Origin of the sequence: Pseudoalteromonas amylolytica (genome assembly GCF_001854605.1) — a bacterium.
Taxonomy (GTDB): domain Bacteria; phylum Pseudomonadota; class Gammaproteobacteria; order Enterobacterales; family Alteromonadaceae; genus Pseudoalteromonas; species Pseudoalteromonas amylolytica.
In genome coordinates this window covers 243707-260781 of the sequence record NZ_MKJU01000026.1, presented here as the reverse complement: position 1 = coordinate 260781, position 17075 = coordinate 243707, and the positions used below count along the sequence as shown (strand labels likewise).

General features: G+C 43.1%; 16 protein-coding genes. 11 read left to right on the top strand and 5 right to left on the bottom strand.

Annotation, left to right across the window (positions count from 1 at the left end):
* The first annotated feature begins 161 nt into the window (after window positions 1–161).
* From BET10_RS12020 to BET10_RS11970, 11 genes are all read left to right on the top strand, one after another.
* Window positions 162–425, top strand: coding sequence for a DUF4212 domain-containing protein (locus BET10_RS12020; RefSeq protein WP_070985860.1), 264 nt, complete (start codon window positions 162–164; stop codon window positions 423–425).
* Between the two features lie 10 nt (window positions 426–435).
* Window positions 436–2160 (top strand): sodium:solute symporter family protein, encoded by a 1725-nt coding sequence (locus BET10_RS12015; RefSeq protein ID WP_070985820.1) that lies wholly within the window; start codon window positions 436–438, stop codon window positions 2158–2160.
* 108 nt (window positions 2161–2268) lie between these two features.
* On the top strand, window positions 2269–4107 hold the full coding sequence (locus BET10_RS12010) for a DUF294 nucleotidyltransferase-like domain-containing protein (RefSeq protein ID WP_070985819.1): 1839 nt from the start codon (window positions 2269–2271) through the stop codon (window positions 4105–4107).
* Complete coding sequence (locus BET10_RS12005; RefSeq protein ID WP_240503683.1) at window positions 4107–4736, top strand: 3'-5' exonuclease; 630 nt, start codon at window positions 4107–4109, stop codon at window positions 4734–4736. The genes BET10_RS12010 and BET10_RS12005 overlap by 1 nt, the downstream gene beginning before the upstream one ends.
* 204 nt (window positions 4737–4940) lie before the next feature.
* Window positions 4941–5954: an erythrose-4-phosphate dehydrogenase gene (epd, locus tag BET10_RS12000; RefSeq protein WP_070985818.1), complete on the top strand. Its 1014-nt coding sequence runs from the start codon at window positions 4941–4943 to the stop codon at window positions 5952–5954.
* Window positions 5955–5994: 40 nt separating this feature from the next.
* Window positions 5995–7173 (top strand): phosphoglycerate kinase, encoded by a 1179-nt coding sequence (locus BET10_RS11995; RefSeq protein WP_070985817.1) that lies wholly within the window; start codon window positions 5995–5997, stop codon window positions 7171–7173.
* 143 nt (window positions 7174–7316) lie between these two features.
* Complete coding sequence (fba, locus tag BET10_RS11990) at window positions 7317–8381, top strand: class II fructose-bisphosphate aldolase (RefSeq protein ID WP_070985816.1); 1065 nt, start codon at window positions 7317–7319, stop codon at window positions 8379–8381.
* A gap of 418 nt (window positions 8382–8799) precedes the next feature.
* Complete coding sequence (locus BET10_RS11985) at window positions 8800–9750, top strand: porin (RefSeq protein WP_070985815.1); 951 nt, start codon at window positions 8800–8802, stop codon at window positions 9748–9750.
* A gap of 178 nt (window positions 9751–9928) precedes the next feature.
* Complete coding sequence (phoB, locus tag BET10_RS11980; RefSeq protein WP_070985814.1) at window positions 9929–10618, top strand: phosphate regulon transcriptional regulator PhoB; 690 nt, start codon at window positions 9929–9931, stop codon at window positions 10616–10618.
* Between the two features lie 36 nt (window positions 10619–10654).
* Entirely contained in the window at window positions 10655–11986 is a 1332-nt protein-coding gene (gene phoR, locus BET10_RS11975) for a phosphate regulon sensor histidine kinase PhoR (RefSeq protein WP_070985813.1), read from the top strand.
* 77 nt (window positions 11987–12063) lie between these two features.
* Entirely contained in the window at window positions 12064–13032 is a 969-nt protein-coding gene (locus tag BET10_RS11970; protein WP_070985812.1) for a PstS family phosphate ABC transporter substrate-binding protein, read from the top strand.
* A 151-nt stretch (window positions 13033–13183) separates the two neighbouring features.
* Here BET10_RS11970 and BET10_RS11965 read toward each other — a convergent pair whose 3' ends face one another.
* From BET10_RS11965 to pcnB, 5 genes are read right to left on the bottom strand one after another with little or no spacing between them, the layout of a single operon-like run.
* On the bottom strand, window positions 13184–13411 hold the full coding sequence (locus BET10_RS11965; protein WP_070985811.1) for a hypothetical protein: 228 nt from the start codon (window positions 13409–13411) through the stop codon (window positions 13184–13186).
* Window positions 13412–13424: 13 nt separating this feature from the next.
* Window positions 13425–14273, bottom strand: coding sequence for a pantoate--beta-alanine ligase (gene panC / locus BET10_RS11960; protein ID WP_070985810.1), 849 nt, complete (start codon window positions 14271–14273; stop codon window positions 13425–13427).
* On the bottom strand, window positions 14273–15067 hold the full coding sequence (panB, locus tag BET10_RS11955; RefSeq protein ID WP_070985809.1) for a 3-methyl-2-oxobutanoate hydroxymethyltransferase: 795 nt from the start codon (window positions 15065–15067) through the stop codon (window positions 14273–14275). The genes panC and panB overlap by 1 nt, the downstream gene beginning before the upstream one ends.
* A 27-nt stretch (window positions 15068–15094) precedes the next feature.
* Window positions 15095–15577 carry a 2-amino-4-hydroxy-6-hydroxymethyldihydropteridine diphosphokinase gene (gene folK / locus BET10_RS11950; protein WP_070985808.1) on the bottom strand — a complete coding sequence of 161 codons (483 nt, stop codon included), beginning with the start codon at window positions 15575–15577 and terminating at the stop codon, window positions 15095–15097.
* A complete protein-coding gene (gene pcnB / locus BET10_RS11945) occupies window positions 15577–16875 on the bottom strand; it encodes a polynucleotide adenylyltransferase PcnB (RefSeq protein WP_070985858.1) in 1299 nt (432 codons plus the stop codon). The genes folK and pcnB overlap by 1 nt, the downstream gene beginning before the upstream one ends.
* Window positions 16876–17075: the final 200 nt, after the last annotated feature.

Below are 17075 nucleotides of genomic sequence, written 5' to 3'. Positions count from 1 at the left end.
ATTAATTGTGCATTATTTTTTTTCAAGGTGCAGTTAACGTAAACGTAATGTTTTTGCTACGACTAAGGTCTCAATTTATTCTTATCAAGCCGTTGCTAAGGTAAATGGTGACAATTAACACCAACACAGCTCAAGCATGGGCGCGTGATAGGGGATATAAAATGGCTTTTAAAGATGAACAACAAGCAAAAGCATACTGGTCAGAAAATCTCACCTTAATGTTTAAACTGTTGGCAATTTGGTTTGTAGTGTCTTTCGGTTTTGGCATTTTGCTGGTGGATGTGCTCAACGAAGTACGTTTTTTCGGATTTAAATTGGGTTTTTGGTTTTCACAACAAGGGGCTATTTATACCTTTGTTGCTTTGATTTTTGTCTACGTATTCAAGATGAATGCATTGGATAAAAAATACGGCGTAGACGAATAGGGGCATAATGATGGATGTACAAACTCTCACATTTATAATCGTCGGTTTGAGCTTTGCGCTCTATATCGGTATCGCAATTTGGGCGCGTGCAGGCTCAACGAAAGATTTTTATGTTGCCGGTGGCGGTGTGCCGCCATTTGCAAATGGCATGGCAACAGCTGCGGATTGGATGAGTGCGGCTTCATTTATTTCCATGGCGGGGATCATTTCATTTGCCGGTTACGATGGCGGTGTTTACCTGATGGGCTGGACGGGCGGTTATGTATTGCTGGCTCTGTGTTTAGCGCCTTATCTGCGTAAGTTCGGCAAATTCACGGTTCCAGACTTTATCGGTGATCGCTACTACTCGCAGGTTGCGCGTGTTGTAGCTATTTTGTGTGCTATTTTTATTTGCTTCACCTACATAGCAGGGCAAATGAGAGGTGTTGGTGTGGTATTTTCTCGTTTTCTAGAAGTAGACATAGAAACGGGTGTATACATTGGTATGGTGATTGTTTTCTTCTATGCCGTACTTGGTGGTATGAAGGGGATCACATACACCCAAGTTGCACAATACTGTGTGTTAGTGTTCGCATATCTTGTACCTGCAATTTTTATCTCGTTGATGATGACGGGGCATTTGTTACCACAAACAGGGTTTGGCGCAACGCTTGCTGATGGCTCAGGTACGTATGTGTTGGATAAACTCGATGGGCTCAGCGCCGAACTGGGTTTTGCACAATATACCGAAGGGTCAAAAAGCATGATTGATGTGTTTGCTATCACTGCAGCATTGATGGTGGGTACCGCTGGTTTACCACATGTTATTGTGCGCTTCTTTACTGTACCTCGTGTAAAAGACACACGTATTTCGGCTGCATGGACACTGGTATTTATCGCCATAGTCTACACCACAGCACCTGCAGTGGCGTCATTTGCGCGCGTTAATATGATTGATACGATCAATGGTAAGGATGGTAGCGGCACAGCTTACGCCGAAGCACCAACTTGGGTTAAAAACTGGGAAAGAACTGGGCTTATCGTGTTTGAGGACAAAAATAATGATGGCAAGATGTTCTATTCATCAGGCAAGATTAGCGACCCTAATAGTGCGAACGAAGTGCAAATTGACCGTGACATCATGGTATTGGCAAACCCGGAAATCGCAGATTTACCTGCATGGGTGATTGCACTTGTAGCAGCAGGTGGTATTGCAGCGGCACTGTCAACCACAGCTGGGTTACTATTGGTTATTTCAACATCCGTTTCCCATGACCTGCTTAAGCGAACCTTAAAACCTAATATCAGTGATAAACAGGAACTGCTAGCGGCGCGTTTATCAGCCATGGTTGCCATTGCAATTTCTGCTTACTTCGGGATTAATCCACCAGGGTTTGTTGCTTCGGTTGTCGCGTTTGCGTTTGGTTTAGCCGCCGCAAGTTTCTTCCCAGCGATCATTATGGGGATCTTCTCTAAACGCATGAACAAAGAAGGCGCCATAGCTGGGATGGTGACAGGAATAACCTTTACAGCGGCATATATCATTTACTTTAAGTTTATCAGCCCAGAACTTAATACCCCGGCACATTGGTTGTTTGGTATTTCACCTGAGGGAATAGGTATTGTGGGCATGATGGTGAACTTTATCGTTGCAGCGGTAGTGCTCAAACTAACGGCACAAACACCAGAGGAAGTGCAGCAGATGGTCGAAAGCATTCGTAACCCTAAGGGATCGGGTGAAGCTCATGCGCACTAGAGGAATTTGCTAGTATTAGAATGAACAACCCAGCCCATTTGGGCTGGGTTTTTTAGTTAAGGATAATAGTTTATCCGATGGTTATTGGTGAATAGTTTAGGAGCGAGGATGACGCCTGAAATTGCAGAGGTTAAACGATTTGTTAGCAAGCAAATGCCTTTTAGTCAGCTACCAGAAGCAGCCAGCCATTTTTTTGCCACTCACCTAGAGGTGATTTACCTGACAGAGCAGAACCAGCATCAGTGGTTACGTAGTGGCAATTTATATTTGTATCTTGTGCGCTCAGGTAGTTATGACCTACTCAACGCGCATGGCGAAGTAGTGACGCGTTTAGCGCAAGGGGATTACTTTGGCTATCCATCACTGTTAACGGGTGAAGCGATTAAAAACCAATTGCAGGTGAATCTTGCGGGTTTAGTTTACTTACTCAATGAAGAACATTTTGAATTTTTACGCCGTGAATATAAGGTTTTTGAGCAACACTTTGTAAAAGCACATGCAAATAGACTTCTTTCTTCTCACTATAAACAAAGTCGCGATAGCTGGTCAGAAAAAAAGATAAGCGAAGTGATGACCAAAGGAGCCGTTGTGCTTGCCCCACACGCAAGCATTTATGAAGCGGCTCAAACGATGAGTCAGCATTGCGTTTCGTCTATTATCATTAGTGAACATCGAAAACTATTGGGTGTGGTGACGGATCGAGATTTACGCAACCGGGTACTGGCAGCGAGCGTCTCTCCCCAGCAGTCAATTGCAAGTATTATGACTGATTCACCCAAATATATATTTGAACACAATCGAGTGTTTTCGGCGTTACACTTAATGCTCAAGCATAATATTCATCATTTACCTGTACTTAATGAGCATTATGAACCGTTAGGAATGTTGACCAGTACCGATCTATTACGCCAGCAAAAAAGCGATCCAGTGCAGTTGATAAGCAAGATTTACAAGGCACAAAGCCTTTCAGCAATAAAGTTATGTGCATCTGAGATCCCTGACTTGTTAAAGCGCTTTGCTAATAACATCGAAGATATTTCTCTGATTGGTAAATTGCTCAGTGGCCTCAGTGATGCGCTGACCTCACGATTAATTGCTTTATATCAGCTAGAACACGGTGAGGCTCCTTGCTCATTTAGCTGGATCTGTTTTGGATCACAAGCCAGAGAAGAACAAACCCTCCATTCTGATCAGGACAACGGTTTATTGTTACCCAATGATGTGAACGATGAGCAACGAAGTTACTTTTCAGGATTAGGGCGCTTTGTTTGTGAACAACTGGCTCATTGTGGTATCCGTACATGCCCTGGGAATATTATGGCCAGCAATGAGCATTGCAGAGGTTCACTTGCGCAATGGTTAGAGCGTTTCAAACTCTGGGTCGCTCAGCCAACGCCAAAAGCAATGCTCAATTGTAAGATATATTTCGATATTCGTTTTATTGACGGCAGTAACGCCTTGTACAATGAATTCACAACACAATTAAGTGAAATGGCTAAAAACGAATTGTTTTTCGCGGCTATGGCAACGGATATTACGACCAATTCTGTACCATTAGGGTTGTTTCACCAATTCAAGCTAGAAAAAGATAAACAGCAGCATAAATATTTGGATTTGAAGCGCCGTGGTGTGGTGATCATCAATGATCTTGTGCGGCTATATGCTTTAAAAGCGAAGGTTTACAAAGCCAATACCCTTGAACGACTGGATGCGTTACTCAGTACGACGTTGTTGAGTAAAGAGGATATTTACGACTTAAAAGATTGTTGGCGCTACCTTACCCAATTAAGGCTTAAAACGCAGCTAGAGTATGAACAATTACCAGAAAACTGTATCAACCCAGAGCATCTCACATCTCTTGAGCGGCATCAGCTTAAAGAAGCATTTTATCTTATAAAGCAAGCGCAACAAGCCTGTGCGTTCAAATTTGCCAGAGGAAGCTTGTGATGTGGGGGCTGCGTTGGTGGCACAAGTTTTATGGTCTGATGAAGTTACGACAGAGTGAATTCAATGCCTTTGAGTATGTGATCCTGGATCTAGAGCTGACAGGTTTGGATGCGCAAAACGATGAAATTGTTTCAGTAGCATGGTTGGTGATTGAGCGAGGAAAAGTACATTTAGACTCGAGCGAATATTATATAAATAAAGAAGTACAAGCCCTATCGCAAAGCCCTATATATCATGGCATTGATGAGCAAATGGTTGAACAAGGCGAGCGACTGAGTCAGATTTTAACCCGCTTAGGTGCTGTGTTAGAAGGAAAAATATTAGTGTGTCACAATGCGCAGCTAGATTGGGCCTTTTTAAAACAAGCGAGTAAATGTCGCGGATTAACGTTAAGTCCTTTAGCTGTATTGGATACCATGGCTATTGAGAAGCGTCGTTTATCCGCTCGCACTGAACCTTTGAACTCAGATAGTTTAACGTTGCAGGCATGTCGAATCCGTTATCATTTACCAGAATATGGGGCGCATAATGCGCTAACCGATGCGTTGGCAACCGCAGAGCTGTTACTTGCACAAGCCAGTGCTATTAGTGTCGGTAAACGCCTTAAACTAGGACAGTTACTCCAGTGAGCTCCCTCGCTTGCTTGAAAATACCGAAACATAATACCGCGAGTCTTGTACATTGATTAGCTGTAAGGCAGTCTGCATTTTGATCCGGTATGTAAAAAAAGTTTCTCATTACCCTTACACATTTCAGCGTGGTCGATTACAATAGCGCCATCTTTTGGAGCAAAGCTCCTGTAATTATTCGCATTTAGCTGGATTTTCAATCTAATGGCAATCAAACTGGCAATCAATGGTTTTGGTCGTATCGGTCGCAACATAGTACGCGCGCTGTACGAGTCCGGACGCCAGCACGAAATTCAGGTTGTCGCTATCAATGAATTAGCGGACCCAAAAGCGGTTGCCCACCTATTAAAATATGATACTTCTCATGGGCGTTTTGCGTTTGATGTCAGTCATCAAGCCCCGTACTTAAATGTCGCTGGCGACAGGATTCAATTGTTCAATGAGGCCGATCCGAGTTTGTTGCCTTGGCAGGCATTGGATGTTGACGTTGTACTCGAATGTACTGGGGTGTTTCACTCTCGTCAGGATGCTATGCGCCATTTAAATGCAGGTGCCAAAAAAGTACTTTTTTCTCAACCTGCGGATGCGGATGTAGACGCGACCATAGTGTATGGTATCAATGATGAGGAGCTTCGAGCTGCCCATACTATTGTATCGAATGGTTCGTGTACGACGAATTGTATTGTTCCTGTAATAAAGGTGCTGGATGACGCGTTTGGTATTGAATCGGGTGCAATCACGACGATTCATGCATCCATGCATGATCAACAGGTGATCGACGCTTATCATAGTGATCTAAGACGTACCCGCGCAGCCAGTCAATCAATTATCCCAGTAGATACAAAGCTGGCACGAGGTATTGAGCGTATACTGCCTAAGTTTCATAGTCGCTTTGAGGCTATCGCTGTGCGTGTGCCCACAATCAATGTTACGGCAATGGATTTGAGCGTTACACTTAATGCCGATGTAGATTTGGTGAAAGTGAATCAGGTTTTGCAAAAAGCCGCATCAGGCAGATTAGAAGGCATTTTGAGTTATACCGAAGAACCATTAGTTTCGGTGGATTTTAATCATGACCCTCACTCTTGTATTATTGATGGCACCCAAACACGAGTTAGTCATAAAAGACTCGTAAAATTATTAGTGTGGTGTGATAACGAGTGGGGATTTGCGAATCGAATGCTCGACACGGCGGCGGCAATGATGGCTGTTAGATAATTTATTTGAATCTTGAAGTATCGTAATGAAGGAGAAGTCCATGTCTGTCATTAAAATGACCGATTTAGATTTAAGCGGCAAGCGCGTATTAATCAGAGAAGATTTGAACGTGCCTGTTAAAGAGGGCAAAGTGACCTCTGATGCACGTATTCGCGCATCACTGCCCACTATCAAACTTGCGCTTGAAAAAGGTGCTAAAGTGATGGTGATGTCGCACTTAGGCCGCCCAACGGAAGGCGAGTATGATACGCAATATTCTATGCAGCCAGTGGTGGATTACTTGAACGATGCTTTGCCACAAAACGTTCGTTTGGTAACTGACTACCTTGATGGTGTAGAGGTTGCTGACAACGAAGTGGTGGTGTTTGAGAATGTTCGCTTTAACGTTGGTGAAAAGAAAGACGACGAAACGCTGGCTAAACAACTTGCGGCATTGTGCGATGTATATGTGATGGACGCATTTGGTACCGCGCATAGAGCACAAGCTTCAACTCATGGTGTTGGCCTATTTGCCCCTGTCGCTTGTGCTGGCCCTTTGCTGGCGGCTGAGTTAGATGCATTAGGTAAAGCATTAGATAATCCAGCGCGTCCGTTAGTGGCGATTGTTGGTGGCTCTAAAGTATCAACTAAATTAACGGTACTAGACTCGTTGTCAACGGTCGTAGATCAGCTTGTTGCTGGTGGCGGTATTGCAAATACCTTCATCGCTGCTGCCGGACACCCTGTAGGTAAGTCTTTATATGAGAAAGATTTAATAGATGAAGCCAACAAGTTAACTGATGCTGCTCGTGAAAATAACGGTGACATTCCTGTACCAACGGATGTGGTGGTTGGTTCTGAGTTTTCAGAATCAGCAGTAGCAACGATAAAGAATGTGAATGAAATCACTGACGAAGATATGATCTTTGACATCGGTCCTGAGACTGCAAGCACGTTAGCTAAGATCATCGAAAAAGCAGGAACAGTTGTTTGGAATGGACCTGTAGGTGTTTTTGAGTTTGATCAATTTGGAAATGGCACTGAGGCCATTGCCAACGCTATCGCAAAATCAAGTGCCTTTTCCATCGCAGGTGGTGGTGATACGTTAGCCGCCATTGATAAATACGGCGTGGCAGGTGATATTTCTTATATTTCTACGGGTGGTGGTGCCTTTTTAGAGTTTTTAGAAGGGAAAAAACTACCGGCTGTAGCTATGCTTGAGAAAAGAGCAAACGTTTAATTTTTATGGGCCAGCGTTAGCTGGCCTTATTTGTTTATATCACTCTCACTTAGATATCAACAAATACTCGTAGCTTAGGCTACATACAATTTATCCCGTTCAAACAAGATAGCGACAAGCTATCGACTATTGGAGAAAGCATTATGGCTTTAATCAGTATGCGTCAACTTCTAGATCATGCTGCTGAGCATGGTTATGGCGTTCCAGCTTTTAACGTAAACAACCAGGAACAAATGCGTGCGATCATGGAAGCGGCTGACAAAACAAACAGCCCTGTGATTGTACAAGGTTCTGCGGGTGCTCGTGCCTATGCTGGTGCACCGTTTATACGCCACATGATCCTTGCTGCGATTGAAGAGTGGCCACACATTCCAGTCGTTATGCATCAGGATCACGGTACATCTCCTGCCGTTTGCCAACGCTCAATTCAACTAGGGTTCTCATCGGTAATGATGGACGGCTCGTTATTAGATGACGGCAAAACACCTTCAAGCTATGAATATAATGTTGATGTGACACGCCGTACAGTTGAAATGGCGCACGCTTGTGGTGTTTCTGTTGAAGGTGAACTAGGTGTGTTAGGTTCTTTGGAAACAGGTGAAGCAGGTGAAGAAGATGGTATTGGTGCGGTAGGTAAGCTATCTCACGACCAGCTACTAACAGACCCAGAAGAGGCTGCTGATTTTGTAAGCAAAACAGGCGTAGATGCGCTTGCAATTGCATGCGGTACATCACACGGTGCATACAAATTTACGCGTCCACCAACGGGTGATATTTTGGCTATTGATCGTATCAAAGAGATCCACGCGCGTATCCCAAATACACACTTAGTAATGCATGGTTCGTCTTCAGTACCGCAGGACTGGTTGGCTGTGATCAACGAATATGGCGGAGAAATTCCAGAAACTTACGGTGTGCCAGTTGAGCAAATCGTTGAAGGGATCAAGCACGGCGTACGTAAGGTCAATATTGATACGGATCTACGTTTAGCATCAACGGGTGCTATTCGTCGTCATCTAGCTCATAACCCTGCTAACTTCGATCCTCGTAAGTTCTTAGCTGAAGCGACAAAAGCGATGACAGAGATCTGTATCGATCGTTATCAAGCGTTTGGCACGGCAGGCAATGCGAGTAAGATCAAGCCTATTTCTTTAGATGATATGCACTTAAAATATTTATCTGGTGAGTTGAACGCTCAGATCAAATAATAACTAAGTCTGCTCTAAGTTAAAAAAAAGCCTCATTTGAGGCTTTTTTTTGGATCACTATTTTACTATCCGATCATATTTAAAGATCAATGTGTTATTGAGTAGCGGGGCTTGGGATCAGGTTTTTACTAGCTCTGTGCCATATGATCGGTATTGTATTGTTATTTGCATAAAAAATAGCTAATTCTATGGCTGTAAAGGTAATTTTTTGTCTCAGGCTAGTAAAATATTGATCCCAAGCAGGATCAAGTTGGTAAGAATTTGATCCCAAACTCCTTACTTAGTACAAATTTGATCCCAAGTTTATATATTTCTTGATCTCCCATAATTAGCAGCTAATTTTTATATTACCGCTCGTGATAATGAGTCCATTGTTCAGGGATATGAACTATCACCATTGACTAAGGCTGCGCTAAAAATGAAAACATATAAGTTAACAATTTTAGGTCCATTACTGCTGATTGCTTCCGGCGTTGTTAGTGCAGAAGAAGTGAAAGTGTATGGTCGCGTTCATGCTGGGTTGCAATATAGCGATGTTGCAGACGATTCAGAAACAAGCATTGAAAGCTACTCTTCTAGATTAGGGGTTAAAGGCCAAACACAGGTGAGCGATGGGCTACAAGCTTTTTTTAAGTACGAATTTGAAGTAAATCCTGCTGATAACGACAAAGATGGTAAAAGCGGAGAAAATATTACCGCACGTTCTCAGTACGTTGGTGTTAAAGGCAGCTTTGGGCAAGTTTTGATTGGTCGAGATGATACTGCGGTCAAAAAGTCGCAGGGTAGTATTGATATGATGAATGACTTTGAAGCTGATATTAAAGTACTTTTTGCTGGAGAAAATCGTCTCGGTGACACCATTCAATATACTACCCCTGAGTTGAATCACATGAAGTTTGTTGTCAGTTATATTGCCGAGGACAACAGTAAGCAAAACGGTGAAGCGGGCCTATCTATAGCGGGTATGTATGGTGATAGCAAGCTCAAAAATACGCCGATTTACATCAGTGTTGCTCATGATAACGAAGTGGCAGGGCAAGACATCAACCGGGTAACCGTGCAAGGGAGGCTTGGCAATGCCACTGTGGGTGGTATGTATCAGCAAAGTGAAAAAATAGATAGTGACGAAAAGATAGATAGTTATATAGTGAGTGCCTCATACAAAATTGATAGCTATAAACTATTGGCTCAATATCAAGATTCAGATGGTGCAAGTGGCAAGCTTGCTGATGCAGGGAACGCAACATCAGTTGGGGTAGAAAAAAGCCTGTCTAAGCAAGCACGTATGTATTTTTGGTACTCACAATTTAACTTAGACAACACGCCAGACCAAGAACATATGGCATTGACATTACGTTACGATTTTTAGCTGAATATTATGATTTTTTAAATAATCCTGTAACATCAATAGTATACAAAAAATCATGTGGTAAAATAATATCGCATTTTTTTTGTATGCTTTTTAAATTCCAAGATACAGTTTCATAAAACTGTCACACTAAGTCATAATAATGACAGCAACTTCGGTAATGAAAGAGAACATTGGGATGTCACGTAAAGTACTTGTAGTTGATGATGAAGCACCTATCAGAGAAATGCTGGTGTTTGTTTTAGAGCAAAATGGTTTTCAAGCAATTGAAGCTGAGGATTATGATTCGGCAATCGCCGCGATGGTAGAACCTTATCCTGATATGGTATTACTCGACTGGATGCTACCTGGTGGCAGCGGTATTCAAATTGCTAAAAAATTCAAGCAGAGCGAATATACACGTCAGATCCCTATTATCATGCTGACAGCCCGCGGAGAAGAAGAAGATAAAGTTAAGGGACTTGAAGTGGGTGCTGATGATTATGTTACTAAACCTTTCTCACCAAAAGAACTGATGGCAAGGATCAAAGCTGTGATCCGCCGTGTATCGCCAACATCATTGGAAGAGGCAATAGAAGTTCATGGCTTACGTTTAGACCCAATTTCACATAGAGTAACATCTGCTGGCAGTGAGCTGGATATGGGACCAACAGAGTTTCGCTTATTACACTTCTTTATGACACACCCTGAACGCGTTTATAGTCGTGAACAGTTATTAGATCATGTTTGGGGAACTAATGTGTACGTTGAAGACAGAACCGTGGATGTACATATTCGTCGTTTACGTAAAGCGATTGCGCCACTTGGCCACGATAGACTAGTACAAACTGTACGTGGAGCTGGCTATCGTTTTTCTAGCAAGCTATAAATACGGTAGCCTAGTAGTGTTAGGATACGATCATATATGTACCGAGTGATAAATAAACAGGCGTTGTTTAAACGCCTGTTTTTGTATTTTCTGCCTTTAACTTTGATTGGTATTCTAATTGGAGCACCGTTCGTTCTTCTTTTTATCGGCTCCATCTCATTGTTATTGTGGCACTATCATCAACTTTATCGCCTCAGCGATTGGTTACTCAACCAACGTAGTTTTAACCCACCAGAAGGTGAGGGAGCATGGGAGCAGATCTTTGAAGGGATCTACCACTTACAACACCGAAACCGAAAAAAGCGCAACGAGTTGGCGGAGTTAATTCGCCGTTTTCGTGAAGGCGCGGAAGCGGTGCCCGATGCTGTGGTGGTACTACAACAAGATTTAAGCATCGTTTGGTGCAACCAATTAGCGTTAAAGGTGCTTGGCTTACAGTGGCCTACGGATCATGGGCAACGTTTAGATAACTTGATCCGTGATCCCAAGTTTGTAAAGTACATGCAAGGTCAAAATTTTGATGAGCCGCTTGAGCTTGATTCTGGACATGTCAGTGAGCAAGTTTTAGAGTTCAGGGTTATGCCTTATGCTGAGCAGTTGATGATGGTTGTGCGAGATATCACGCGTTTAAAACAGCTAGAGCAAATGCGCAAAGACTTTGTCGCCAACGTTTCACATGAGCTAAGAACACCTTTAACAGTGGTAACTGGCTATCTTGAAATGCTTGATAGTGACAATCTGCCACCGCCAAGTATGTGGAATAAAGCGCACTTTACTATGATTGAACAGTGTAAGCGCATGGATGCTCTAGTCAACCAGTTACTGTCATTGTCGCGCATTGAGAGTGCACGTAAGCAGGAAAAAGACAAACCTGTTGATGTGCCAGCTATGCTGGCATTGATTGAAACAGAAGCAAAGTCGCTCAATCAAGACAAGCACCATCAACTCACTTTCAATGTGGATAAATCACTTGATATCGTCGGCTCAGCTGATGAGCTACGAAGTGCGTTTTCGAATCTGGTTTTCAATGCCATTCACTATACCAAACCGAACGGGTGTGTAGAAGTAAATTGGCAATATGATAAAGACGGGAAGCCAAGGTTCTCAGTCATTGATAATGGTGACGGTATTGCCCCTGAACATATTCATCGGCTCACTGAGCGTTTTTATCGAGTGGATAAGGCGCGCAGTCGGAAAACGGGCGGTTCAGGTCTAGGCCTTGCAATTACCAAGCATGTTCTAACGCGTCATGATTCTACACTCGAGATATCAAGTACTGTGGGTGAAGGGTCATGTTTTTCATTTGCCTTTCCTAAAAATAAACTCGCTTTTATGACAAACAGTGAAAGTCACAAAAGTGTCATTTAAGAGTAATTTTTCTGTCATCGAATGACTGCAATATAGTCTGCGTTATTTAACTGGGACGAACAATTGGAGTAACCCCAATGAAATTTAAAAGCTTAGTTGCCGCAATGGGTGTGGCTGTAACAACCTTAGTTTCAACACAAGTTTCTGCGTTGGATAAAAACCTTCCAGAGTACACTAAAACCAGCGGGATCTCAGGTAACTTCTCTTCTGTGGGGTCAGATACGCTTGCTAACATGATGACGTTTTGGGCGGAAGAGTACAAACGTATCTACCCAAATGTAAATATTCAAATTCAAGCAGCGGGCTCTTCAACAGCTCCTCCGGCGTTAACGGAAGCAACCGCAAACTTCGGCCCAATGAGCCGTAAAATGAAGTCTAAAGAAATCGAAGCGTTTGAAAAACGTTATGGATACAAGCCAACAGAAGTACGTGTAGCTATTGACGCATTAGCGGTATTTGTACACAAAGATAACCCAATTGAAGGCTTACGTATTGATCAAGTTGATGCGATTTTCTCGTCAACGCGTAAGTGTGGTGCAACAGAGGAAGTAACACGTTGGAGCGATGTTGGCCTAACGGGCGACTGGGCTGCAAAAGATGTTCAGTTATATGGTCGTAACTCAGTATCTGGTACATATGGCTACTTTAAGAAGAAAGCGCTTTGTAAAGGTGACTTCCGTAACAACGTAAATGAGCAGCCAGGCTCGGCATCTGTTGTACAGTCAATCTCTTCTTCTGTGAATGCGATTGGTTACTCAGGTATTGGTTATAAAACGTCTGGTGTACGTACTGTACCGCTGGCGAAAAAAGGCACAAACTTTGTTGATGCAACATTAGAAAATGTAGCGCAAGGTAAGTACCCACTTTCTCGCTTTTTATATCTATACGTGAACAAGCACCCTAATAAGCCATTAGCACCAATCGAAGCTGAGTTCTTAAAAATGGTGTTGTCAAAAGACGGTCAGAAGATTGTAGAAAAAGATGGTTATGTTCCTTTATCTGCAAATATGGCAAATGCGGAGCTTAAGAAGCTAGGACTTCTATAAATAGAATTAATGCAGTCTGACTTCGGACTGCTGATGTGCTCATATAGCTAGAACGGCTCCTATAAAGGGGCCGTTTTTTTATTTGTAACGGTTAGAGTAGATTGGATTAGCGTTAAAGACGAAAAAGCGGCTCATTGGCCGCTCTGGAATGCTAATTTGTCCGTTTGGTTAACTGCTCAGCCTGTGACTTGCAACTGTTAAACTCATCGGTGCATTCACCACTGCATACTTGAGCTGACAAGGTATCCTTGGGAGCCACACGCTCACACTGTGCTTCACATTGAAAATTTTGTTGAGCGCAAGCATTGAGTTCAGCCGACGTATTTGTTTGGCAACCGCTTATTAATAGCAGTGCTATCACTGTGGTGAATACTTTCATGGCATTTCCTTTTTTAAAGGCTGACCTGTAAGTTATCAATGAGTCTTACTTTACCCAAAAATGCAGCCGCCAATATGACAAGTTGTTGATCTTTCAGTGTAGCAGGTTTTAAAGTGATGGCATTGGCTATGGCAAAGTAATCGGGCGTTAAACCATTTTTAAGTAATTGTGATTTTGCTTGTTGTTCGATATCTGCAAAATCTTTGTTGCCAGATGCTAGCATTTTTGCTGCATCGCTCAGCGTTTGAAAAAGTACTTTCGCGGTATCTTTTTCGTCGGCGCTTAAATATCCGTTACGAGAACTCATAGCTAACCCGCTTACTTCTCGCTGTGTTGGCACACCAACTATTTCAATAGGAATAGACAAGTCTCGGACCATGGTTTTGATCACTTGCAGTTGCTGATAGTCTTTCTCTCCAAAACAAGCAAAATCAGGCTGCACCATATTAAATAACTTAGTGACAACCGTTGCAACGCCTTTGAAGTGCCCAGGGCGAGTGCCACCACAATAACCCATAGAGACACCTGGAACGTCTACATAACTTTGTGCAGCCAAGCCGTTTGGATAGATTGCTTCAACACTAGGTGTGAAGACTAAATCAGTGCCAAGTTCAGCTAAACCTTGTTTATCTTCATCCAATGTTCTTGGATAGCTGTCTAAATCTTCTGATGCGCCAAATTGCATCGGATTGACAAATATGCTCACCACGACTTTGTCTGCTAGGGTTTTTGCCTTTTCGACTAAAGAAAAATGCCCATTGTGCAAATTTCCCATAGTTGGCACAAATGCGATGCTCAAACCTTGTTGACGCCACGCTTTAATTTGACTGCGTAATGATTTAATTTCAGAAACGGATTGCATTAATTAAACTCATGTTCAGAGGTTGGGAAAGCGCCAGATTTTACGTCTTGGCAGTATTTTTTAACCGCATCTGGCATGTTGCCTGTTTCGGCCAAAAAGTTCTTTGAAAACTTAGGGATGTAGCCTGCTGAAATACCCACTAAATCATGCATCACGAGAATTTGTCCATCGGTATCCTTTCCTGCCCCAATGCCGATGACCGGAATTGTTAGCGCTTGTGAGATACGTTTAGCGAGACTGGCAGGAATACACTCAACAACTAGTAGCTGTGCTCCCGCGTTTTCAAGCGCTTTTGCATCGGCAATCATTCGCTCAGCTTGATTATCCCCTCGTCCTTGAATTTTGAATCCACCAAAAACATGCACAGACTGAGGCGTGAGACCTAGGTGTCCACATACAGGGATCCCTTGCTGTGTTAATGCACGAATACTATCCAGTAGCCATTCACCACCTTCAAGCTTCACCATGTTGGCACCAGCTCTCATAAGCTCAGCGGCGTTTTCGCACGCTTGGGTCGGATTGGCATACGTCATAAAGGGCATATCGGCAACCACAAATAGCTCTTTGCTACCCGCTCTGACGCAACGTGTATGATATGCAATGTCTGCATTGGTTACAGCTAACGTATCATCAGCGCCTTGTAGTACCATGCCTAATGAGTCACCAACTAACACAACATCCACACCATTATCATCGAATAACTTCGCAAAGCTCGCATCATAGGCGGTTAGTGCCGTGATTTTATTGTGCTCTCGTTTCATTTTTGCCAGTGTTGATACGGTTACTTTAGCCATTTCAGTCCTCTTGATGGAATGTAATTGTTATTCTATTGGGGTTAAGTCGTTTAAGGGTAATTGTGCACAGATATCTGACAATTTAATACCGTTAGGTAGCACTAACTCGGGTGCAATTTCCAATAATGGATAAACCACAAACTCTCTGTCACTGAGTCCGTAATGCGGAACGGTTAAGCGTTCAGTTTGAATTACTTCGTTACCAAAGAGTAGGATGTCTAAGTCGAGCGTTCGTGGACCCCAGCGTTCGTCTTTACGAACTCGGCCTTGTTCTTGCTCGATATTTTGCAGCGCGTCGAGCAGGGCTTCAGGTGCTAACTCAGTATGCAAACAAGCCACGGCATTAATATAATCAGGCTGATCCTGTGGGCCCATAGGCTTTGACCCGTACAAACGAGAGCAGCATGCTAACTGGCTGTTGGGTAAAGTCTCAAGCGCACTGATTGCATTTTTAAGCTGTGATACTGGGTCGTTAAGGTTTGCACCTAAGCCAATAAAAACGGTTTCCATTATTCAGGTGACTTCTTTTTAGGTTTTCTGCGATGGCGACGTCTAGGCTTTCCTGGCTCTTGAGAAGATAATGTTCTAACCATTTCTTTTTGGCCATTAACATCTTGTTGTAGATAATTGGTCCACCAATCAGCCAATGCCTGTTGCTCTTGTTCACCACTTTCAACACGTAGCAGTAAAAAGTCGTAAGCGGCTTTAAAGCGAGGCTGCTGACTTAAACGATAGGCGCGCTGCCCACTGCGTTTATCTAGACGCATCTGAATATGCCAAATATCTCTTGCTCCCAACGTAAAGCGTTTTGGTACCGCAATGTGCTGGGCATTTTCACCAAGCACCTGATTCATGGCTTGAGCGAAAGCATCAAAAACGGGGAGTTGTTCTTGCTTTTGCAGCTTTTCGCTGCGCTGTAACAATGGGAACCAAAGTAAAGCCGCATATACAAATGCAGGTGTGACTTTTTTATCAGCATTAATACGTAAGTCAGTGTTGGCAAACATTTGTGCAATGAAGCGTGCTTCAAAGCCCGTTTCACTTTGCTCAAGTATGGCATCTAACGCTGGAAATAGCTGTTTAAACAGGCCAAACTCGCGCAGCATATGAAAGTTTTGCTCAGCTTTACCGTTTAAAAATAGTTTAAGCGTTTCTTCGAACAACCTTGCAGCAGGAATATTGCTTAGCAGTCCTGCTAGCTCCTTGATTGGCGCTTTGGTTGCAGGCGCTATATGCATATCTAGTTTGGTTGCAAAACGTACGGCGCGAAGCATACGCACGGGGTCTTCGCGATAGCGTGTTTCAGGGTCACCAATGAGCTCAATTTTGCGCTCTTTGATAGCTTGAATGCCGTTGGCAAAGTCATGAATTGTAAAATCTTTGACCGAGTAATAAAGTGCATTGATAGAGAAATCTCGGCGTTCGGCATCCTCTTCAATCGTGCCATAGACATTGTCTCTAAGTAGTTGCCCATGCTCACTAGATTGGCTGATAGGGTTTTTACTGTCTTGACCCTGATGATGGCCGCGCATTGTGGCGACTTCGATAATTTCGCGGCCAAACACAATATGTGCCAGCCTGAATCGACGGCCAATCAAACGACAATTACGAAACAGCTTTTTAACTTGTTCTGGTGTGGCGTTGGTAACCACATCAAAATCTTTTGGCTCAATACCTAACAAAATATCTCGAATACAACCACCTACCAAATAGGCATCGTAACCGCCATCTTTGAGGCGATATAGTACTTTGATTGCATTTGGGCTAAATTGTTTGCGCGAAATACTGTGCTCACTGCGCGGGATCAAATTTGGCTCAGTGCAGGTGATTGGCTGTGCCTGAGAATTATTTTGGCCAACCAATTGTCTGCAAAATTTAAATAGCTTAGAAATAATAACCCGTCTCCTAAAACAGTGTATATGCCAGAAAATCGTTCGTAACGCAGGCGAACCTACAAGGCTCGCTATAATATACCAGTGACAGCAAAAAATTAAGTTACGGCTCTAAA